General features: G+C 69.0%; 20 protein-coding genes and 1 pseudogene. 19 read left to right on the top strand and 2 right to left on the bottom strand.

Features of this window, described 5'->3' with window-relative positions; genetic code table 11:
- Window positions 1-23: 23 nt before the first annotated feature.
- The 5 genes and pseudogenes from H9654_RS00265 to thrC form a co-directional block, all read left to right on the top strand.
- Window positions 24-722, top strand: a complete 699-nt coding sequence (locus H9654_RS00265; RefSeq protein ID WP_191768078.1) for an AraC family transcriptional regulator — start codon at window positions 24-26, stop codon at window positions 720-722.
- 66 nt (window positions 723-788) lie between these two features.
- The gene (locus tag H9654_RS00270) at window positions 789-1,736 is read left to right on the top strand and encodes a DMT family transporter (protein WP_191768079.1); all 948 of its coding nucleotides are present in this window, start codon (window positions 789-791) and stop codon (window positions 1,734-1,736) included.
- A 351-nt stretch (window positions 1,737-2,087) separates the two neighbouring features.
- Complete coding sequence (thrA, locus tag H9654_RS00275) at window positions 2,088-4,601, top strand: bifunctional aspartate kinase/homoserine dehydrogenase I (RefSeq protein ID WP_191768081.1); 2,514 nt, start codon at window positions 2,088-2,090, stop codon at window positions 4,599-4,601.
- The gene (locus H9654_RS00280) at window positions 4,598-5,512 is read left to right on the top strand and encodes a homoserine kinase (RefSeq protein ID WP_191768083.1); all 915 of its coding nucleotides are present in this window, start codon (window positions 4,598-4,600) and stop codon (window positions 5,510-5,512) included. Before thrA ends, H9654_RS00280 begins: the two co-directional genes overlap by 4 nt.
- Before the next feature lie 26 nt (window positions 5,513-5,538).
- A pseudogene (thrC, locus tag H9654_RS00285) lies at window positions 5,539-6,825 on the top strand (threonine synthase); the annotation flags it as partial.
- Window positions 6,826-6,971: 146 nt separating this feature from the next.
- On the opposite strand, the gene H9654_RS00290 reads toward thrC, so the two are convergent.
- Window positions 6,972-7,691: a Crp/Fnr family transcriptional regulator gene (locus tag H9654_RS00290; protein ID WP_042612520.1), complete on the bottom strand. Its 720-nt coding sequence runs from the start codon at window positions 7,689-7,691 to the stop codon at window positions 6,972-6,974.
- A gap of 140 nt (window positions 7,692-7,831) precedes the next feature.
- Between H9654_RS00290 and hisS the strand changes: the two genes are divergently transcribed.
- The 11 genes from hisS (at window position 7,832) to hisIE (ending at window position 17,109) form a co-directional block, all read left to right on the top strand.
- Entirely contained in the window at window positions 7,832-9,229 is a 1,398-nt protein-coding gene (gene hisS / locus H9654_RS00295) for a histidine--tRNA ligase (RefSeq protein WP_191768087.1), read from the top strand.
- A complete protein-coding gene (locus tag H9654_RS00300; RefSeq protein WP_318241093.1) occupies window positions 9,226-9,519 on the top strand; it encodes a hypothetical protein in 294 nt (97 codons plus the stop codon). Before hisS ends, H9654_RS00300 begins: the two co-directional genes overlap by 4 nt.
- Before the next feature lie 172 nt (window positions 9,520-9,691).
- Window positions 9,692-10,018: a YerC/YecD family TrpR-related protein gene (locus tag H9654_RS00305; protein WP_101099089.1), complete on the top strand. Its 327-nt coding sequence runs from the start codon at window positions 9,692-9,694 to the stop codon at window positions 10,016-10,018.
- A 13-nt stretch (window positions 10,019-10,031) separates the two neighbouring features.
- Window positions 10,032-10,943, top strand: a complete 912-nt coding sequence (hisG, locus tag H9654_RS00310) for an ATP phosphoribosyltransferase (RefSeq protein ID WP_182655673.1) — start codon at window positions 10,032-10,034, stop codon at window positions 10,941-10,943.
- Window positions 10,940-12,235: a histidinol dehydrogenase gene (hisD, locus tag H9654_RS00315; protein ID WP_191768089.1), complete on the top strand. Its 1,296-nt coding sequence runs from the start codon at window positions 10,940-10,942 to the stop codon at window positions 12,233-12,235. The genes hisG and hisD overlap by 4 nt, the downstream gene beginning before the upstream one ends.
- Window positions 12,232-13,326, top strand: coding sequence for a histidinol-phosphate transaminase (gene hisC, locus H9654_RS00320; protein WP_191768091.1), 1,095 nt, complete (start codon window positions 12,232-12,234; stop codon window positions 13,324-13,326). The genes hisD and hisC overlap by 4 nt, the downstream gene beginning before the upstream one ends.
- Complete coding sequence (gene hisB / locus H9654_RS00325) at window positions 13,323-14,396, top strand: bifunctional histidinol-phosphatase/imidazoleglycerol-phosphate dehydratase HisB (RefSeq protein ID WP_191768093.1); 1,074 nt, start codon at window positions 13,323-13,325, stop codon at window positions 14,394-14,396. Before hisC ends, hisB begins: the two co-directional genes overlap by 4 nt.
- A complete protein-coding gene (gene hisH / locus H9654_RS00330; protein WP_101099094.1) occupies window positions 14,393-14,998 on the top strand; it encodes an imidazole glycerol phosphate synthase subunit HisH in 606 nt (201 codons plus the stop codon). Before hisB ends, hisH begins: the two co-directional genes overlap by 4 nt.
- Entirely contained in the window at window positions 14,995-15,729 is a 735-nt protein-coding gene (hisA, locus tag H9654_RS00335; protein ID WP_191768095.1) for a 1-(5-phosphoribosyl)-5-[(5-phosphoribosylamino)methylideneamino]imidazole-4-carboxamide isomerase, read from the top strand. The genes hisH and hisA overlap by 4 nt, the downstream gene beginning before the upstream one ends.
- Entirely contained in the window at window positions 15,723-16,499 is a 777-nt protein-coding gene (gene hisF / locus H9654_RS00340) for an imidazole glycerol phosphate synthase subunit HisF (protein ID WP_191768097.1), read from the top strand. Before hisA ends, hisF begins: the two co-directional genes overlap by 7 nt.
- Window positions 16,489-17,109 (top strand): bifunctional phosphoribosyl-AMP cyclohydrolase/phosphoribosyl-ATP diphosphatase HisIE, encoded by a 621-nt coding sequence (gene hisIE / locus H9654_RS00345; protein ID WP_191768099.1) that lies wholly within the window; start codon window positions 16,489-16,491, stop codon window positions 17,107-17,109. The genes hisF and hisIE overlap by 11 nt, the downstream gene beginning before the upstream one ends.
- Before the next feature lie 18 nt (window positions 17,110-17,127).
- Here the strand turns inward: hisIE and H9654_RS00350 are convergent, their stop codons facing one another.
- On the bottom strand, window positions 17,128-19,290 hold the full coding sequence (locus tag H9654_RS00350; protein WP_406833445.1) for a translocation/assembly module TamB domain-containing protein: 2,163 nt from the start codon (window positions 19,288-19,290) through the stop codon (window positions 17,128-17,130).
- 220 nt (window positions 19,291-19,510) lie between these two features.
- Between H9654_RS00350 and H9654_RS00355 the strand changes: the two genes are divergently transcribed.
- The 3 genes from H9654_RS00355 (at window position 19,511) to H9654_RS00365 (ending at window position 21,295) form a co-directional block, all read left to right on the top strand.
- Window positions 19,511-20,287 (top strand): SGNH/GDSL hydrolase family protein, encoded by a 777-nt coding sequence (locus H9654_RS00355; protein WP_191768103.1) that lies wholly within the window; start codon window positions 19,511-19,513, stop codon window positions 20,285-20,287.
- Window positions 20,288-20,311: 24 nt separating this feature from the next.
- Window positions 20,312-20,752: a hypothetical protein gene (locus tag H9654_RS00360; RefSeq protein ID WP_191768105.1), complete on the top strand. Its 441-nt coding sequence runs from the start codon at window positions 20,312-20,314 to the stop codon at window positions 20,750-20,752.
- Window positions 20,753-20,866: 114 nt separating this feature from the next.
- Complete coding sequence (locus H9654_RS00365) at window positions 20,867-21,295, top strand: hypothetical protein (RefSeq protein ID WP_191768108.1); 429 nt, start codon at window positions 20,867-20,869, stop codon at window positions 21,293-21,295.
- Window positions 21,296-21,337 lie beyond the last annotated feature (42 nt).

Here is a 21,337-nt window from a genome sequence, read left to right on the forward strand (position 1 = left end):
CATGGCGGCGGCAGACTCTTGCCATGCACGCGCCACGCTTCCATGTCCGCAGTTATGGCGACGCCTCCGGTGGCGATCGCCACGAATATGCGCAGTGGGTGTTGCCGCTGCATGGCGAACTGCAGTTCGAACTCGACGGACACGGTGCGCGGCTGGACGCCCTGCAGGGCGTCTTCGTGGCACCCGCCGAATCCCATGACCAGGTCGGACAGGGCGACAACCAGCACCTGATCATCGACTGCGACGCGTCCTGGTTCGACGACCACACGTTGGAACACCTGCGCGGACAGCGCTGGTTGTCGCTGCCACGCGCGCTGCGCACCTCGCTGCAGGCGTTGCCGGCCGGGAGCGCCGGCGAGCACCTGCTGCCACTGCTGCTGCAGGCGTTCGCGCCCGATGGCAGCGGTGCACGCCTGCAGGCCCTGTGCGCTCGCATGCAGGCCGCCCCCGCCGAAGCCTGGCCGGTGGAGCGCATGGCCCGGTTGGCAGGGCTCAGTGCCAGCCATCTGCACGCCCGCTTCCTGCGCGAACTGGGGCTGCCGCCGCAGGCCTGGCTGAGTGCGCTGCGGTTGCGCTGGGCGCGTCATCTGCTGCGCAGCACCCAACTGCCGATCAGCACGGTCGCGCAGCTGGCCGGTTACTCCGAACAGAGCGCGCTGACCCGTGCGCTGCGCCGCGACACCGGACTCACCCCGTTGATGTGGCGACGCCAGACACCGTAGGCCGGGTCAAGACGCGCGCCACCGGGGCGCACTAGACTTCGCGCCTGTCTGCCGCAAGGGTGTGCGATGAATCGTTCGATGGGGGTGGGGATCGGCAACGGCGTGATGGCCGGAGCGCTGTGGGGCGTGGTGTTCCTGGCGCCTGCGGTGCTGCTGGCGTTTGATGCGCTGCAGCTGTCGGCTGGGCGTTACCTTATCTACGGGCTGGTCGCGCTGGTGCTGCTGGCGCCGCGCTGGAAGCGGCTTGCACCGCAGCTGGGCATGGCCGAATGGCGCGGACTGGTGTGGCTGAGCCTGGCGGGCAACCTGGTGTATTTCCTGCTGTTGGCCACGGCGGTGCAGTGGGCCGGCGGTGCCGCCGCGTCGTTGATCGTCGGCCTGATTCCGGTGGTGGTGACCCTGGTGGCGGTGCGCGAGGAGGGCGCGGTACAGCTGCGCCAGCTGGCGCCCGCGCTGCTGCTGTGCCTGCTCGGCGTGGCGCTGGTGGGTTACGAAGCTTTGGTGTCCGAACATGTGCAGACGCCTTGGCGGCAGCGCGTGCTCGGGTTGTTGTGTGCGTTCGGCGCGCTGCTTTCATGGGCGGCCTATTCGGTGGGCAACAGCCGCTGGCTGGCCCGGCGCCCGGATCTTTCCGCGCACGACTGGTCGCTGCTCACCGGCGTGGTCACCGGTGCGCTGGCGCTGCTGCTGGTGCCCTCGGCATTCCTGTTCAACGGCGCGGTGCACGCGCCCAGCCAATGGGGGTTGTTCTGGGCGGTCAGTGCTGGCATGGCGGTGATCGCCTCACTGCTCGGCAATGCCTGCTGGAACCGCGCCAGCCGCCTGCTGCCGCTGACCCTGACCGGACAGATGATCGTGTTCGAGACCCTGTTCGCGCTGCTGTACGGCTTTGCCTGGCAACGCCGCTGGCCGACCCTGCTGGAAACAATGGCGATCGGTTGCCTGGTGGCGGGCGTGTTGTGGTGCGCGCACGCACACCGCGCACCGCCGGCTATCGCCGAACATGCCGGATGAAGGCCGGCCGAGCCTGCATGGTCTCCGATGCAACCTTTTTCGACGACGTTGGCGGCTGATCGGGGTGCGCGGTTTTTGCACTGCAACACTTGACAGCGGCTTACCCGGCGGTGTTTTCTAGCGTCATGGTCCTTGCCGCCGCCCCCTTCGCTCCGCTCCTTGCCGCTTCTGCGGCAGGCAGCCGTGCGGGTTCGACGGCCGTCACCACCACCATTACCACCATTACCACCACCACCCGCAGGGTGCGGTCCGTCGTCTTCGCGTAACTCACGAAAACCACGGCCCCGCACCGAACCAGGTGGCGGGGAAACCTTCCACTGGCGCGATGCGGGGCCTCCCACCGAGGTCACCATGTCCATTGCCGCTGCTGCACCGTCCGCCGATTCCGCTCCGCCACCTTCTGCCGCGCAACCGCGCGTGGTGGTGCACAAGTTCGGCGGTACCTCCGTCGCCGACGCGGACTGCTACCGCCACGTCGCGCGGCTGCTGCAGGCGCGTCCGGAAGCATTGCAGGTCACCGTGGTGTCGGCCATGAAGGGCGTGACCGACGCGCTGATCGCGCTGGCGCGGTTGGCCGCGGCCGGCGATGCGCAATGGCGCGAACACTGGCATGACCTGCGCGCCCGCCATCGCGGCGCGGCGGCGTCGCTGCTCGGCGAACACGCCGGCGCCAGCGTGGAATGGCTCGATGCCAGTTTCGATGAGCTCGCCGAACTGCTGGCCGCGCTGGCGGTGATCGGTGGCCTGCCCGAGGAAGTGCTCGATCGCGTGCAGGGCTTGGGTGAAGTCTGTTCGGCGCACCTCCTGGGCCAGCATTTCCTGGCCAGCGGCGAGCCGTGCGCGGTGCTGGATGCGCGCGAGGTGCTGGTGGTCGAGCACGGCGAGCTGGGCGTCAACGTCGATTGGGAAACCAGCGCACAGCGCCTGCACGCGTGGCGGCAGGCGAACGTGCAGCAGCGCGTCGTGGCCACCGGCTTCATCGCACGCGACCGCCAGGACCGCATCACCACCCTCGGCCGCAACGGCAGTGATTACTCCGGGGCGATCTTCGCGGCGCTGTTCAATGCCGATGAGCTGCAGATCTGGACCGACGTCGATGGTGTGCTGTCGGCTGATCCGCGGCTGGTGCCCGAAGCGGTGCAGCTCGAGGCGCTGAGCTACGACGAGGCCTGCGAACTAGCCTATTTCGGCGCCAAGGTGGTGCATCCGCAGACCATGTCCCCGGCCATCCAGCGCGGCCTGCCGATCCTGATCCGCAATACCTTCCAACCCGAGCATCCCGGTACCCGCATCAGCGCGGAGCGCTCGGTGCGTGGACCGATCAAGGGCCTGACCCTGAGCGCGGAACTGGCCCTGCTGAACCTGGAAGGCACCGGCCTGATCGGCGTGCCGGGCACGGCCGAGCGGGTGTTCTCCGCGCTGCGCCAGGCGCATGTGTCGGTGGTGATGATCTCGCAGGGCTCGTCTGAACACTCCATCTGCTGCGTGGTCCGCGGCAACGAATCCCAGCGCGGTCGTGACGCGTTGCTGCAGGCCTTCGCGCATGAGCTGGCGGTCGGCCAGGTACAGCGCGTGCAGTTGCGCGGCGGGGTCAGCGTGCTGGCGGCGGTAGGCGACGGCATGGCCGGCCAGCCCGGCGTGGCCGCGCGCCTGTTCGAATCGCTGGGCAGGGCGCAGGTGAACATCCTGGCCATCGCGCAGGGCTCGAGCGAGCGCAATATTTCAGTGGCGGTGGACAGCGGCGATGCCACCCGTGCGCTGCGTGCGGCGCATGCCGGATTCTGGCTGTCACCGCAGACCTTCGCGGTCGGGGTGATCGGGCCGGGCAACGTCGGTGCGGCATTGCTGGACCAGCTGCAGGCCGCGCAGCCGCAGCTGCTGGGCAAGGCCAACATCGACCTGCGCCTGCGTGCGGTGGCGTCCCGGCGCGGCATGCACCTGGCCCCGCGCGCGTTGCAGGGGCCGTGGCGTGCCGCGCTGGCAGACGCACCCAGCGCCAGCGACCTGGATGCCTTCACCGCGCACCTGTTGTCAGCGCACCTGCCGCATGCGGTGGTCATCGACTGCAGCGGCAGTGCCGAGGTTGCCGGGCGCTACGAAGGCTGGCTGGCGGCCGGCATCCATGTGGTGACGCCAAACAAACAGGCCGGCTCCGGGCCGCTGGCGCGTTACCAATCGATCCGCGCTGCGGCGGCGGCCAGCGGGGCGCGCTTCCGTTACGAGGCCACCGTCGGCGCCGGCCTGCCGGTGATCACCACGCTGCGCGACCTGGTCGATACCGGCGATGAAGTGCTGTCCATCGAAGGCATTTTCTCCGGCACCCTGGCGTGGCTGTTCAACCGCTTCGACGGCAGCCAGCCGTTCTCCGCATTGGTAGAGCAGGCACGTGGCATGGGCTATACCGAACCGGACCCGCGCGATGACCTGTCCGGCATCGACGTGGCCCGCAAGCTGGTGATCCTGGCGCGCGAAGCCGGGCGCGAGCTGAGCCTGGAACAGGTGCAGGTGGAAAGCCTGGTGCCCGAGGCGCTGCGTGCCGGCAGCGTGGACGACTTCATGCAGCGCCTGGGCGATAACGATGAGGCGCTGCTGCAACGCCTGCAGCAGGCGCGCGGACGCGGCGCCGTGCTGCGTTACGTCGCCGCGCTGTCCGCGCAGGGCGCATCGGTCGGGCTGGTGGAAGTGCCGGTGGACCATGCCTTCGCCAACCTCAAACTGACCGACAACGTGGTGCAGTTCCGCACCCGGCGCTACTGCGACAACCCGCTGGTCGTGCAAGGGCCGGGCGCGGGTCCGGAGGTCACCGCGGCCGGCGTGTTCGCCGATCTGCTGCGGGTGGCTGCGGGCGAGGGAGCGCGCCTGTGATCGCACGTGCATTCGCACCGGCCTCGGTGGGCAATGTCGGGGTAGGCTTCGACATCCTTGGCCATGCCATCGCCGGTGTCGGTGACACGGTGACGGTGCGCCGCATCGCCGAGCGCGAGGTGCGCATCGAGGCCATCCACGGGGCCGCCGTGCCGTTGCCACGGGAGGCTGCGTTGAACACGGCCGGTGCATCGCTGCTGGCGTTGCAGCAAGGGCTGGACCTGCCGTTCGGCTTCGCCGTGGAGATCGACAAGGGCATTCCGCTGGGATCGGGCATGGGCGGCTCGGCGGCCTCGTGCGTGGCGGCGCTGGTGGCTGCCAATGCACTGCTGGACAGCCCGCTGGACCGGCACGCGCTGTATCGCTTCGCGCTGGAAGGTGAACTGGTAGCCAGCGGCGGCCGCCATGGTGACAACCTGGGTCCGATGCTGCTGGGTGGGCTGGTGCTGAGCACCGCCGACCGGCTGGTGCCGATCCCGGTGCCGGCGCAGTGGCACAGCCTGCTGGTGCACCCGGATGCGGTGCTGGAGACGCGCCGCGCGCGCGCCGCGCTGCAGGGCAGCTATGCGTTGGGCGATTTCGTGGCGCAGAGCGCGAACCTCGCGCTGGTGCTGGCCGGCTGCCACCAGGGCGATGCCGCGCTGGTGCGCGCCGGCCTGCGTGACGTGCTGGTCGAGCCGCGCCGCGCGCCGTTGATCATCGGCTTCGATGCCGCGCGTGATGCCGCGCTGGCAGCCGGTGCGATGGGCGCCAGCATCTCCGGCGCCGGCCCGAGCGTGTTTGCCTGGTTCGAAGACCGGGCCAGTGCCGAGGCCGCTGCAGCGACGGTGCAGGCCGCCTTCGCCACGGTCGGCTTCGACAGCCAGGCTTGGGTGTCTTCGCTGGCGGCGCCGGCGGCGGTGCTGCTGTGAACTCTACTTCCTTACAGGATCGTGCGATGCGCTTTGTCTCTACCCGCGGCCAGTCCCCTGCCGTTTCGCTGAGTGCGGCGATCGCCGCCGGGCTTGCTCCGGATGGCGGCCTGTACGTGTCCGAACGGTTGCCCGCGCCGCGCGAATGGATCGCAACGCCGAGCCTGGCGCAGACCGCCGCGCAGGTGCTGGCACCGTTCTTCGAAGGCGATCCGCTGGCCGACGCGCTGCCGGCGATCTGCGCCGAAGCCTTTGATTTCCCGGTACCTCTGCGCCCGCTGCCGCGCCGGGGTGACCATGTGCTGGAGCTGTTCCATGGGCCCACGGCGGCCTTCAAGGATGTCGGGGCGCGCTTCCTCGCCGCCACCTTGGCACGCCTGCGCAATGGCGAGTCGAAGCCGCTGACGATCGTGGTAGCCACCTCCGGTGATACCGGTGCGGCGGTGGCGGCGGCCTTCCACGGCCAGCCGGGTCTGCGCGTGGTGGTGCTGTATCCCGATGGCCGGGTGTCGCCGCGGCAGGCGCACCAGCTGGGCTGTTTCGGGGAGAACATCCAGGCCTTCCGCGTTGCCGGTTCGTTCGATGACTGCCAGGCGCTGGTCAAGCGGGCGCTCGGCGATGGCGAACTGCAGGCCATCGTGCCGCTCAGCTCGGCCAACAGTATCAGCCTGGGCCGCTTGCTGCCGCAGATGAGTTACTACGCCCACGCCGCGCTCCAGCACCAGCAGGCGGGCAGGGCAGCGCTGAACCTGGTGATCCCGACCGGCAACCTGGGCAATGCGATGGCCGCGATCCTGGCCCGGGCGATCGGCCTGCCGATCGGGCGCATCGCGCTGGCAACCAATGCCAACGATGTGCTGCCGCGCTACTTCGCCGGCGCTGACTACCAGCCCGCCGACAGCGTGGCCACCACTGCCAACGCCATGGATGTCGGCGCGCCGAGCAACTTCGAACGGCTGCGCTGGCTGTTCAACGGCGATGACGCGGCGTTGCGGCAGGCATTCACCGCAGAGGCGGTGGATGACGTGGCGATCCGTGCGACCATCGCCAGCGCGCATGCCGGGAGTGGCGAAGTGTTCTGCCCGCACACCGCCACTGCGGTCACCGTGCTCAACACGCTGCGCGCCAGGGGAGCCAAGGGGGACTGGGCGGTGGTGGCGACCGCGCACCCGGCCAAGTTCGAATCCGTGGTGGAACCGTTGATCGGCGAGGCGCTGGCGGTGCCGCCGGCGCTGGATGCGCTGCTGCGCAGGCCGGCACATGCCGAGCCGCTGGCGGCCGACTACGCGGCGTTCCGTGCGGTGCTGCAGGCCGGAGAAGCCGCCGAGCATGGCTCGGCGCTACCAGGGCGTGGCGCAGGCACGTCGAGCGTGGTGAGGTAGCGCCGACCCCAGGGCCGCCGAGCGCGCAGCGCGGCCTGTGTCCGGCTGCACCCCAGCCGCCGCCTGCGTGGAGCGCCTTACCCGGTCGCCAGCGTCCGCAGCGCCGGTTCGTCCAGCAGCTCCACCACGTTCAGGTGGGGCAGGGCGATCAACGCCTGCTGGCGCAAGCGGGTGAAGGTGCGGCTGACCGTTTCCATGGTCAGCCCGAGATGGTCGGCGATGTCGCCGCGGCCCATCGGCAGGGTGACCCGCAGCGGATCACCGCCCAGCCGTGCCTCGCGCTCGGCCAGCCGCAGCAGGAAATCGGCCACTTTTTCGGTGGGTTGCAGGCGGGCCAACGAAAGTGCGGCATCCTGCGCGTCATCCAGCGCCTGGCAGGCACGCTGCAGCAGCTTCCGTTCCAAGTGCGGGTAGCGGCTGCGCAGCTCGCGCATGTGCGCCACCGATACCCGGCAGACCCGGCTGTCGGCGATGGCTTCCACGTCGTGGCGATGGTGGTCGCTGCTGCTCAGGCCCAGGTAATCGCCGGGCAGCACGAAGCCGGTGATCTGGCGGCGGCCGTCAGAGAGCGTGCGCACCAGCCGCAATGCGCCGTGGGTCAAGGTGTAGACATGCTGTCGCGGCTCACCACTACGGGCCAGGGTCGCGCCCATGGCGACCTGTTGGGACACGGTCACCGCTTCCAGTGCCTGCCCTTCTTCGGGCGACAGAGCCGAACACACTGCCAGGTGGCGCACCGAACAGTGGGTGCAGTCCAGCGTGGTACAGCCGGCGGGGGCGGGATCAGGACGCGACATGGCGTGGGGACGAGGCGCGCAGCAGGGAAGCGCTCATGATACGCCATGTGGTCCGGTTGGCCTGGCGCGGGCGCGGCAGGCGGCGCAACCGCTACACTATCCGCCCTTGCCCTTCCCCCCGTTTTTCGCAGGAGCCCCACGTGATCAAGCCCCGTACCCCGCCCGGCATCATGGAACTGCTGCCGCGCGAGCAGATTGCGTTCCAGCGCATGCTGGACGTCATCCGCCGCAACTACGAGCGGTTCGGGTTCCTGCCGGTGGAAACCCCGGTGTTCGAGTTGTCCGACGTGCTGCTGACCAAGTCCGGCGGCGAGACCGAGCGCCAGGTGTATTTCGTGCAGTCCACCGGTGCGCTGGCCAATGCCGCGCAGGCCGGTGATACCTCCCTGCCGGAACTGGCGCTGCGCTTCGACCTGACCGTGCCGCTGGCGCGTTACGTGGCCGAACACGAGCACGACCTGACCTTCCCGTTCCGTCGTTACCAGATGCAGCGCGTGTACCGTGGCGAGCGCGCCCAGCGCGGCCGCTTCCGTGAGTTCTACCAGTGCGATATCGATGTGATCGGCAAGGATGCTCTGAGCATCCGCTACGACGCCGAAGTACTGGCGGTGATCCATGCGGTGTTCTCGGAACTGCGCATTGGCGATTTCGCGGTGCAGCTGAACAACCGCAAGCTGCTGCGTGGTTTCTTCGAAACCCTCGGCGTGGCCGAAGGCGAGCGCCAGCTGGCGGTACTGCGCGAAGTGGACAAGCTGGACAAGCGCGGCCCCGACTACGTGCGCGAAACGCTGGTCGGCGAAGGCTTTGAGATCCCGGCCGAGCAGGTCGAGCGGATCCTTGCCTTCGTCGCGGTCCGCTCCAGCAGCCATGCCGATGCGTTGGCGCAGCTGGACGCGCTGTTGGCTGATCCGGCCGCCAGCGAGACGCTCAAGGTGGGCGTGGCCGAACTGCGCGAAGTGCTGGAGCTGGTCAAGGCGCTGGGCGTGCCGGAAACCGCGTACTGCCTGAATTTCTCCATCGCGCGCGGCCTGGATTACTACACCGGCACCGTGTACGAAACCACGCTGACCGACCACCCGCAGATCGGTTCGATCTGCTCCGGTGGCCGTTACGAAGACCTGGCCAGCCACTACAGCAAGTCCAAGCTGCCGGGCGTGGGCATTTCCATCGGCCTGACCCGCCTGTTCTGGCAGCTGCGCGAAGCCGGCCTGATCGCCGGGATCGAAGACAGCAGCGTGCACGCGCTGGTGGCGCTGATGGACGACGCCAGCCTGGCGCAGTCGCTGGACATCGCCCGCCGCCTGCGCGCCGGTGGCATCAACGCCGAAGTGCAGATGGAGCCGAAGAAGATCGGCAAGCAGTTCCAGTACGCGGCCAAGGCCGGGATCCGCTTCGTGGTGCTGGCGGGCGAGGATGAGCTGGCCCGTGGCGTGGTGGCGGTCAAGGACCTGCTGCGCGAGCAGCAGTTCGAGGTCTCCCGCGAGGACCTGGCCAGCACCCTGCAGGTGGAACTGGAGCAGGCCAAGGTCATGCCGTGAGGCGGTTGGGGGCGGCGGCAACGCTGCTGCTCCTGCTGACCGCATGCCGGACCGATCCTGCGCTGCATGGCCAGCGGATCGGTCCGGGCCAGTACCGGCTGACGGTCGACCGCTGCCATGTGTTCGACCGGGAGCAGCTGCAGCGTGACCTGCGCGGGTTGGCCGCGCAGAATTGCCCGGACGGGGCAGGGGAGCTGGAAGCCATCCGGTCCGTCCCGAGCCGCCAGGGCAGCCTGTTCGGCGAGTGCCTGCGCAGCGGCGCCCTCCGCGCCGAGGTAACGTGCCGGTAGGTTATGACCGCCGTTGCTCGGTACGCCCTTCATCACCGGATACCCAAACAAACGCCCGCTCAGCGGGCGTTTTTCGTTCCCGCTCCTGAACCAACCCGGTCCGGGCAGCAAGCCGGTTTGACCCTGCGCCTCCGTTTGCGCTAATGTAATAGCACGCTATTACATTGATACGATGAAACTCCGTCCCGCACCCCGAGAAAAAGACGCCCAGGCCGATCTGGCCTGCCTGGCTGCGGCCTTCGCCGCGCTGTCCAGTGCCGAACAGGTCACCGCCTTCCTGCGCGACCTGTGCACGCCGGCCGAGCTGGAGGCGCTGTCGGACCGCTGGAAGGTGGTGCCGCTGCTGCAGCAGGGCGTGCCGTATCGGGAAATCCATGAACTGACCGGCGTCAGCGTTACCACCACCGGGCGCGTGGCGCGTTCGCTGGAGCATGGCCATGGCGGCTATGCGGCCGCCATTGCTGTCACCGCCACGCCTACGCCCCCCGAATCCGAGTAAGAGAGCCTCCCCCATGAGTGCAACCCAGAACGCCCCGGCCCGTGACCGGCTGCGTATCGCCATCCAGAAGAACGGGCGGCTGGCCGAGCCGGCGCGCAGCCTGCTCACCGCCTGCGGGCTGAGCTGGCGGCAGAGCCGCGACAAGCTGTTCTGCTACGGCGAATCACTGCCGGTGGACCTGCTGCTGGTCCGCGACGACGACATCCCGGGGCTGATCGCCGATGGTGTCTGCGACTTCGGCATCGTCGGCCGCAACGAGCTGGACGAGCAGGGGGCTGCCCGCCGCCGGATCGGCCTGCCGGACGCCTACCAGGCGCTGCGTGGCCTGAATTTCGGGCAGTGCCGGTTGATGCTGGCGGTGCCCGAAGAGTGGCAATGGACCGGCGTTGAGCAGCTGGCCGGCAAGCGCATCGCGACCAGCTACCCGGCGATCCTGGCCGACTGGCTGGCCGCGCGCGGCGTGGATGCGCAGGTAGTGGAGCTGTCCGGGTCGGTGGAAATCGCGCCGCGTCTGGGCACCGCCGACCTGATCTGCGATCTGGTATCCAGCGGCGCCACCCTGGCCGCCAACCAGCTCAAGCCGGTGGAAACGCTGCTGGAAAGCGAAGCGGTCCTGGCCGGCCCGGTAAAAACCCCCGACGACGCCCGCGCCGGCCTGATGGCGATGCTGCTGCGGCGGCTGGATGGCGTGGTCAAGGTGCGCGACAGCAAGCTGCTGATGTTCCGCGCCGCGCTGGACCGCGTGTCCGAACTGACCCGCCTGCTGCCCGATGCCGACCCGCTGGTGCAGCTTCCCGACGACGGCGGCCACCTGCGTCTGCAGACCATGTGCCACGGCGCTTTGACCTGGCAGCGGTTGGAAGACCTGGAGCGCGCGGGCGCCCAGGGCTTGATGGTATTGAGCGTGGAGCGGTCGCTGGCATGAATCGTCTGAACTGGTCGGAACTCAATGAACTGGCCCGCGCCGAGGCCTTGCAGCGCCCCGTGCAGGCCGTCGCCGCGCAGACCCGCGAAGCGGTGGCCGCGCTGATCGTGCAGGTACGTGCCGACGGCGATGAGGCCCTGCGCGGGATCACCGCACGCCTTGATCGGGTGCAGCTGGATGACATCGAAGTGACCGCCGCCGAGTTCGAGGCGGCCGAGCAGGCCGTGGCCGCCGATCTGCGCGCGGCGATGGAAGAAGCCGCCGCGCGTATCCGGCGTTTCCACGAAGCCGGCATGAGCCAGGGCTATACGGTGGAAACCGCGCCGGGCGTGCATTGCGAGCGGATGATCCGCCCGATCGGCCGGGTCGGTCTCTACGTGCCGGCGGGCAGCGCGCCGCTGCCCTCCACCGCACTGATGCTGGGCGTGCCAGCGGCGTTGGCTGGCTGCCCGCAGGTGGTGCTGTGCACGCCGCCGCGCGCCGATGGCAGTGCCGACCCCGCGGTCCTGGTAGCCGCGCGCCTGACCGGCGTGCAGCGCGTTTTCAAGCTGGGTGGCGCGCAGGCAATCGCCGCGATGGCCTATGGCACGGCCAGCGTGCCGGCCTGCGACAAGCTGTTCGGCCCGGGCAACTCCTTCGTCACCGAAGCCAAACAACAAGTAGCGCAGGACGGCAGCGTGGCCATCGACATGCCGGCCGGTCCGTCGGAGGTGCTGGTGATCGCCGATGCCGGCGCCAACCCCGCCTTCGTCGCCGCCGATCTGCTGTCCCAGGCCGAACACGGCCCGGATTCGCAGGTGCTGCTGTTGACCGACGATGCCGCGCTGCTGCAGGCGGTGGAAGCCGAAGTGGAGCGCCAGGTGGCGCTGTTGCCGCGCGAAGCCATCGCACGCCAGGCTCTGGGCGCATCGCGCCTGATCCAGGTGGATCGCCTGCAGGACGCGTTCGATATCAGCAACCGCTATGCACCGGAACACCTGATCCTGGCGCTGCGCGAACCGCGCGCCTGGCTGGGCCAGGTGCAGGCGGCCGGTTCGGTGTTCCTCGGCGATTACACCCCCGAAGCGCTCGGTGACTACTGCAGCGGCACCAACCACGTGCTGCCCACCGCCGGTGCGGCGCGGGCCTGGAGCGGGGTCAGCGTGGCCAGCTTCCAGAACACCATCAGCGTGCAGAGCGCCAGCGCCGAGGGCATCGCCGCCATCGGCGGTTGCGCGCGCATCCTGGCCAGCGCCGAAGGCCTGGACGCGCACGAACGTGCGGTCGCGCTGCGCATGGAGGCGGTGGCATGAGCGCGAGCGTGCAGGACGTGCTGGCGCTGCTGCGACCGGACCTGCAGTCCTTCGCCGGCTACAGCTCGGCGCGCAGCACGGCGCTGCAGGGCGATGTGTGGCTGAACGCCAACGAATCGGCCTGGGCCAATCCGGCCGATGCCCGTGGCAGCAGCCGGCGCTACCCGGATCCGCAGCCGCCCGCTCTGCTGGAGGCATTGGCGGGGTTGTACGACGTCAGCCCGCAGCAGCTGCTGGTCGGGCGGGGCAGCGATGAAGCCATCGATCTGCTGGTGCGCGCGTTCTGCCGCCCCGGGGTGGATGCGGTGCTGGCCACGCCACCGGTGTTCGGCATGTACGCAGTCTGCGCGCGGCTGCAGGGCGCACCGCTGCTGGAGGTCCCGCTGGTGGAGGGCCCCGACGGCCTGCAGGTCGATATCGACGCGGTGATCGCCGCCGCACGCGGCCAGGGCGCGCGGCTGGTGTTCCTTTGTTCGCCGTCCAACCCGGCAGGCAGTGAGATCAGCAGCGCGGACATCATCCGCACCGCGCAGGCGCTGCAGGGCCAGGCCATCGTGGTGGTGGACGAGGCCTACATCGAATACAGCAGCCAGCGCTCGGCCGCCGCGCTGCTGGCCGCACATCCCAATCTTGCCGTACTGCGCACGCTGTCAAAAGCGCATGCGCTGGCCGCCGCGCGCGTGGGCAGCCTGATCGCCGCGCCGGAAATCATCGCCGCGCTGCGCCGCTGCCAAGCGCCGTATCCGGTGCCGCAGCCGTGTGCCGAACTGGCACTGGCGGCACTGCAGCCAGCCGCGCTGGTAGCCACCCGCGCCCGTATCGACGAAGTCGTGCAGGAGCGGGCGCGGCTGTCCAGCGCACTGGCGGCCGTGTCCGGCGTGCGCCAGGTGTATCCCTCGGCCGGCAACTATCTGCTGGTGCGCTTCGACGACGCGCAGGGCGCGTTCGACGCGCTGCTGGCTGCCGGCGTGGTGGTGCGTGACCAGCGCGCCGCGCCGCAGCTTGGCGATGCGCTGCGCATCAGCATCGGCAGCACCGAAGAAAACCAACGCGTGCTTGCCGCGCTCTCGGCCTGGAGGGCCGCTGCATGACCCCCATCCTGTTCATCGACCGCGACGGCACCCTGATCGAAGAGCCCGCCGACCACCAGATCGACGCGTATGAAAAACTGCGCTTCGTGCGCGATGTCATTCCCGCGCTGATCAAGCTGCGTGACGCGGGCTGGCAGTTCGTCATCGTCAGCAACCAAGACGGCCTGGGCAGCGAGAGCTACCCGCAGGCGATCTTCGATGCGCCGCATGCGCTGATGATGCACGTGTTCGAAAGCCAGGGCATCGAGTTCCGTGACGTGTTGATCGACGCCAGTTGGCCGCATGAGAACCTGCCCACGCGCAAGCCGGGTATCGGGCTGATGACCGCCTACCTGCAGGACCGCAGCATCGACTGGGCGCGTTCGGCGATGGTGGGCGACCGCCTGACCGACATCCAGTTCGCGCAGAACCTCAACATCCGTGGCTTCCAGCTGCGTACCGAAGAATTCGGCGGCGAGTGGGACTGGCCGGCCATCGCCCACGCGTTGGCCGATGCGCCGCGCACCGCAGTGGTACAGCGCAACACCAAGGAAACACGCATCCGTGTCGAACTGGACCTTGATGCCCAGGCCGAGCCACGGATCCACACCGGCCTGCCGTTCTTCGACCACATGCTGGAACAGATCGGCAAGCACGGCGGAATCTCCGTGCGCATCCAGACCGAGGGTGACCTGCACATCGACGAACACCACACCATCGAAGACACCGGGCTGGCGCTGGGCCAGGCGCTGCGTGAAGCGCTGGGTGACAAGCGCGGCATCGGCCGCTACGGCTTCACCCTGCCGATGGACGAGACGCTGGCCAGCGCCGCGCTGGATTTCAGCGGGCGTCCTTACTTCGTGTTCGATGGCGAGTTCAAGCGCGAGCGCGTCGGCGACCTGCCCACCGAACTGGTACCGCATTTCTTCCGCTCGTTGTGCGATGCGGCCGGATTGAACCTCAACCTGCAGGTGCGCGGTGACAACGACCACCACAAGGTGGAAGCCTGCTTCAAGGCGCTGGCGCGCGCGCTGCGCACCGCCGTGGCGCGTCAGGGCACCGAGCTGCCCAGCACCAAGGGGGCGCTGTGACCGAAGTTGCCTTGATCGATGCCGGCGGTGCCAACCTCGGCTCGGTGCGTTACGCGCTGGAGCGGTTGGGCGCGCAGGTCCGGCTGGTACGCGATGCCGACGGACTGCGCGAGGCGCGGCGGGTGATCCTTCCCGGCGTCGGTGCGGCGGTGCCGGCCATGCAGCGCCTGCATGCGCAGGGCCTGTTCGAGCCGCTGCGCCAGCTGGAGGTGCCGCTGCTGGGCATCTGCCTGGGCATGCAGCTGCTGTTCGAGCGTTCCGAAGAAGGCGGTGGCGTGCAGACGCTGGGGCTGATCCCCGGCACGGTGCGCAAGCTCGTACCGGCCACCGGCATCCGCGTGCCGCACATGGGCTGGAACCGCCTGTTGCCGCTGCGCGGGTCGCCGCTGCTGCGCGATATCCCCGAACGCGCCAGCGCCTATTTCGTGCACAGCTATGCCGCCCCGTTGAACGCGCACACCGTGGCCGCCTGCGACCATGGCGGGCTGTTCAGTGCGGTGGTCGAACATGGCCGCTACTTCGGTGCGCAGTACCACCCCGAACGCTCCGGTGACACCGGCGCCTTGCTGTTGCGCAACTTCCTGCAGGACACCGCCGAATGAGCTTCATCGTCTATCCCGCCCTTGATATCCGCGAAGGCCGCGTGGTGCGCCTGCGCCAGGGCGACTACGCCCAGGAAACCCGCTACGGCGACGATCCGCTGCCGCGCGCGCAGGCCTTCGCCGGGCAGGGTGCACAGTGGATGCACCTGGTCGACCTGGATGCCGCCCGCGCCGGCGGCTATACGCTTGCGCCCCTGCTGGCGCAGATCCGCCAGCAGGCGTGCCTGCACGTGCAGACCGGTGGCGGCGTGCGCGGTCGCGCGGACGTCGAGCGCATCCTGCAGGCCGGTGCCAGCCGGGTGGTAATCGGGTCGCTGGCCGTGCGCGAACCGGATGCAGTGATCGGCTGGCTGGCCGAGTTCGGGCCCGAACGCATCACCATCGCACTGGATGCCCGCCAGGACGACGACGGCCGTTGGCAGTTGCCGATCCACGGCTGGACGGAAAACGCCGGCGTCACCCTGGACGTGCTGGCCCAGCGCTATGCTGCGGCCGGCATGCGCCACCTGCTGTGTACCGACATCGCCCGCGACGGCATGCTGGCCGGCCCCAACCTGGGCCTGTACCGCCACCTGGCCGGGCTGCTGCCGGGCGTGGCGATCCAGGCCTCCGGCGGCATCCGCGACGTGGCCGACGTGGCTGCTTCGCGCGCCGCCGGCTGCAGTGGCGCCGTGCTTGGCAAAGCCCTGCTGGAACAGCGGATGGACCTGGCCGAGGCACTGGCATGTTGAGCCGGCGCATCATTCCCTGCCTGGACGTGCGCGATGGCCGCGTGGTCAAGGGCGTGCGCTTCCGCGACCACGTGGACATGGGCGATATCGCCGAACTGGCGCTGCGCTACCGGGACCAGGGGGCCGATGAGCTGGTGTTCTATGACATCGGCGCCAGCCCGGATGGCCGCAGCGTGGACGTGGCATGGATCGAACGCATCGCACGGCTGATCGACATCCCGTTCTGCGTGGCCGGTGGCATCAGTGACGTGGAAACCGCGCGCCGCGTGCTGCATGCCGGCGCCGACAAGATCTCGATCAACTCGCCCGCGCTCGGCCGCCCGGAGTTGATCACCGAACTGGCCGAGGCGTTCGGCGTGCAGTGCGTGGTGGTGGGCATCGACTCGGTGCGCGAAGCCGATGGCCAGTGGCGCGTGCGCCGCTTCACCGGCGACCCGTCCAAGACCCAGGCCGTGGCCGTGCGTACGCTGGACTGGGTGCGCGAAGTGCAGCAGCGCGGCGCCGGGGAGATCGTACTGAACTGCATGGACAACGATGGCGTACGCCGCGGCTACGACGTCGAGCAGCTGCGCCATGCGCGTGCGGCCTGCCACGTGCCGCTGATCGCCTCCGGCGGGGCGGGCACGCCCGATCACTTCGCCCAGGTCTTCGATCAGGCCGATGTCGATGGTGCCCTGGCTGCCAGCGTGTTCCACAGCGGCGCCATCGCCATTCCAGAACTTAAGCGCTATCTGCGCGAGCATCAGATCGAGGTACGTGATGTCTATTGAAGTGTTGCCGGGACTGCCGGCGCTGGAAAGCCTTGACTGGAGCAAGGGCGATGGCCTGTTGCCGGCGGTACTGCAGGATGCCGACAGCCTGCAGGTGCTGATGCTGGGCTATGTAAGTGCGGAGTCCCTGCAGGTGACGTTGCAGACCGGCCACATGACCTTCTTCAGCCGCAGCAAGCAGCGCCTGTGGACCAAGGGCGAGCAGTCCGGCAACGTGCTGGCGGTGCGGTCGATCGCGGTGGATTGCGATGCCGATACGCTGCTGGTGCGGGCACGCCCGGCCGGGCCGACCTGCCACACCGGCGCAGAGAGCTGTTTCCCGCAGGCACCGAAGGATTTCATCGGCCAGCTCGACCAGCTGGTGGCCACGCGCGAGGCGCAGCGCCCGGCGGGCAGCTACACCACCTCGCTGTTCGACGGTGGCATCCGACGTATCGCGCAGAAGGTCGGCGAGGAAGGCGTGGAGACCGCGCTGGCGGCGGTGGTGCAGGGCGACGACGAACTGCTGGGCGAAGCCTCGGACCTGGTGTTCCACCTGCTGGTGCTGCTGCGCGCGCGCGGCCTGGGCCTGCAGGACGTGCGCACGCTGCTGGAATCACGCCACCGCTGAACCAGGCGGTGACGCGGTTTATCTGGCGGGCAGGTAGCGTGGGCGCTGTTCGTACCACTCGCGCGCACCGGCCAGGTGCCACTGCCGCTGCTTGCCGTCCAGCTCCACTGCGGCACCGAGCACGCCCCAGCGCAGGTAGAGGTCGCCGCGTTTGCCGGCCTTGCCCAGGTCCAGCCGGCCGCGTAGCGAAAGCCGCGCGTTTTCTGCCTGCAGGTCATCCACCACCCACTGGCCATGGCGAAGCCGCAGTTGGCCGCTGGCCTGCACCTGCCCGGAATCGACCAGCCCCAGCACCCAGCGCGGGTAGCTGCTGCGCTCGCCGAAGGCATCCAGCAGCGGGCCGGCATCACGCAGGGTGATATCGGCCACCGCATCGGCGCCCAGCGGGGCCGCGGCTGCCAGGTGCCCGCTGCGCACCGCCACCTCGCCCCACCAGCCGGCGTCTTTCGAGTCGGCCACGCGCACGTCCTGCAGGCGCACCGTGGTGCCGCCCAGGTCGAACTGTTTCTGGCTGAAATCGGCGCGCCGAACGCGGGCTTTCAGCAGCGCATTGCCGCGCATCGCCACCCCCGCTACCTGCATGCGCGCATTCTGGCCGCTCAGGTCGGCCCGGCCGGTACCGATGCGGCCGGTGGCGTCCAGTTCCACGTCACCGCTGATCAGCCCGGTGCCGCCCAGCAGCTTCACCTGTTCGTTGCCCAGGTAGCGGTTGTAGCGGGTCAGGTCCGGCACCTGCGCGTTGTCGAAGCGCAGCCGCGCACGCACGCCTTCCTTCAGTTCCTGCAGGCGGGCATCGCCGCTCAGCTCCAATACCAACGCGCGCCCGTCGAACAGCACCTGCGACGGCGCATCGGATGGGGCGGCGCGGAACTGGTCAATGTCCACCTGCATGTGCACCTGCGGCGTGCGGCCCTCGACAATCCGGCCCTGCGCCCGCGCATCGCCCTGCATCCGTACGCCGGCCACCTCCGCGATGGCGGCCACGTTGGGAATCTCCGCGGTGCTGCCCGCTGCCAGCTGCCCATCGACCAGCTTCACGTCGGCCCGCAACAGGCCGCCGCCATCCAGCCGGAACCACGGCTTGCGCACGATCAGGTCGGAAATCCAGTTCAGCGAATCAAATGTCCACGCCGCCTTCAACTGCCCGGACGTGCGCGGCAGCAGCCCGGACATCGCGTGGAAGGGGATCTCGCGCCCGGCGATGTGCAGGTCGGCATCCAGTTCACTGCCGCTGGCCTCATCGCGGGGCAGCCGCGCCTGCACCCGGATGTCATCGGCCACGTCCAGCTGCAGCGCCAGCAGTCCACGGTCCTTGGCATGTTCGCCGGCGTGCACCGGCAGGCGCCACACTACATGCCCGCCGGGCCGCAACGTGCCATGGTCCATCGCCAGCTGGCCCTGCAGGCGGGCCGTGGAGGGCACCGTGCCCACCGTGGCACGGGCACCGGCGGTGTCGATGCGTACCGCCTGGCTGCGCCCGTCGATGGCCAGCTCAGCGGTCAGGATGCCGAGCTTGCGCAGTCCCGGCGCGTCGTCGCGGTAGTGGCGCGGGAAGCTGGCCCGCGCTTCGATATGCGCCTGGTCCAGCAGGGTAGTGCCATCCCAGCTGATCCGCGCATCGTCGAAGGTGGCGTTCGAATCGAACAGTTCGGACGGGCCGCCCTTCATCTGCTTCAGGAAACCCACCGTGGCGCTGGCCTTGCCGGAGATCAGCAGCTTGCCGAACTGGCCGCTGCGGATGCTGTCGCTGTGGATCGCATCCATCCGCACCGTCCAGCCGCGGTTGCCGCGCGGCGGCGGCGGGATCGCTTTTTCCACGCGTTCAACCACCGCGCGTACGCCGACCGCATCCACGCGCGGGATGTGGATCTCACGGCGTACCAGCGCCGGCAGCGAGATGAATGCACTGGCCCGTTCGGCGCTGAAGACGTAGACGGTGCGATTGGCCTGCCCGCGCACGTGCACGTTCCACAGCACCGCATGGCCCGGTATCAGGGTCAGCGCCGGCCCGTTGCGCAGCTGGAATTTCTCCGGCTTGCGGTTGGTCACCATGTCGAACAACGGCGTGTTGAGAAACACATTGCCGGCGATCAGGTACAGCAGGTAAAGCGCCAGCAGTATGGCCAACAGGATGCGCACCGGGCGCGGCCAGCGCCGCAATCGCTGCAGGCGCTCGGGAATCAGGGACATGGCGGGGCGCAGTTGGAAAGCATGCCGCCACTATCGGCAGTGGCGGCGCGCCATGGCGTGAAGGCGTGGCGGGTGCAGGGCTCAGCGACGGCGGTAATACGCCCGCGCCGGGCCGTGTTCAACGCTCCGGCGTGGCGCGGCGGCGTGTCAACCATGTAATGGGTAAAGGGCGGGTGGTACCTTCCCTGCACCGTGTTTTCCGTGATGCCTGATGAGCAAGCTGTCGCACCGTCTGTCGATCCTCCTGGCCGCCGCGCCGCTGCTGGGTACCGCCCACGCACAGCCCACCGCGTCCGATCCGCTGTTCACCGCCGCGCCGGAATCGCTGCAGCCGCAGCAGGTGCACTCGCTGCAGCAGCGCCTGTCGGACTGGCCGCAGCTGGCGTTCTACCGCGAACAGAACGCCACATTGCCGGCGCCGCGCAAGGGCGAAGCGCGCGTGGTGTTCTACGGTGACTCCATCACCGAAGGCTGGGGCCCGACTGGTAGTGAAAGCTTCTTCCCGGGCAAGGGCTACCTCAACCGCGGCATCTCCGGGCAGACCACCGCGCAGATGCTGCTGCGCTTCCGGCAGGATGTCATCGCGCTGGATCCTGCGGTGGTGGTGATCCTGGCCGGCACCAATGACATCGCCGGCAACACCGGCCCGGCCAGCCAGGCGATGATCGAAGACAACCTGCATTCCATGGTTGAACTGGCGCAGGCGCACGGCATCAAGGTGGTGCTGTCTTCGGTGCTGCCAGTCAGTGCCTACCCGTGGCGTCCCGGGCTGCAGCCGGCCGCCAGCGTGCGCGCGCTGAATGCCGCACTGAAGCGCTACGCAGGCCAGCAGCGGCTGGTGTATCTGGACTACCACGCAGCGCTGGGCAATGCGGACGGCGGACTGGACAAAGCGCTGGCCGAAGATGGCGTGCATCCCACGCCGGCGGGCTATGCAAAGATGGCCCCTTTGGCCGAAGCCGCAGTGGCGGCGGCATTGGCGCACTGAGCGATTCCATTACAGGGGGCTGGCATGGTGGGGATGCAGGCGTGGGGCGCGGTGGAAAGCGGGGTGGTGGGCGGTGCGCTGGCCAGCATGCTGGTGGCCTGGTGGACGCGGCGGTTGCCCCGCCATTACAAAGGCTGGTCGCGCGGCGCGTTGTCGCGTCGCCATCGCACGGAAATACGCATCGCCAATACGCTGTTCTTCGTCGGATTGCTGTTCGGGGTGGCGCTGTATCCGCTGAACGGCTTTGCGCAGAATGATCCGAGGCCGTTGTTGCTGGCCTTCGGCTTGGCCTCGCTGCTGCCGTTGCTGGCGCTGATGGTGGTGCCCTGGCTCAGCGGGCGCAGTGTGCGGGCGGCATTCGTCGCCTTCAGCCATGGCCAGGGCACGCCGGTCTGGGCCACCTATCCACTGCTGGCCGCCGGTCTGGTGGGGCTGGGCTTTGCCATCGCAGGCTTCCTGCGCTGAGTGCCTTGAGACGCACGGAAGGGCCCGCTAGCGTGAGCGCATGACAATCACTCTGCGAAAGGAACTGCCCGCCGATGCCGGCCCGATCACGCCCATCGCGTGGGGAGACATGCCATGACCGGGCGCGGCGTGGTTTCGCTGCTGGTCTGGCTGAGTTGCGTCCCAGGCATGTTCGTGCACAGCACGTTGGGGACGGCGCTGTTGGGCATGGAACTGGCCGAGCTGGCGTGGCCGCCGTCGTGGCAAAGCATCGGGTTGCTGTGTGCCGTCCTGGCCAGCCTGGCTGCCTGGCCGATGCTGGGTGTGTTGAACCTGCGCTGGCTGGAGAATCGTCCGCTGCACTGGCGATGGCCGCTGATCGGCACGCTGTTGGCCACCTGCTGGATGCTGCCGCACGGCTGGATTTTCGCGCTGTTTGTCGCCCCCGGGGTACTGTTCGCGTCTTACCTGTGCATATGGCACGTGCTCGGTTGGCGGCGGGCCCAGCGGTCACCGGCCCCTTCTTCCCGCGCTGACCCTGAGCGTCCTGTGGACGCGCCATAGCCACGGTGCCGGGAAGTCCCCCTGGGCAAGGCGGTGCGTCGC

The sequence above is a fragment of the Stenotrophomonas lacuserhaii genome (genome assembly GCF_014836545.1).
Taxonomy (GTDB): Bacteria; Pseudomonadota; Gammaproteobacteria; order Xanthomonadales; family Xanthomonadaceae; genus Stenotrophomonas; species Stenotrophomonas lacuserhaii.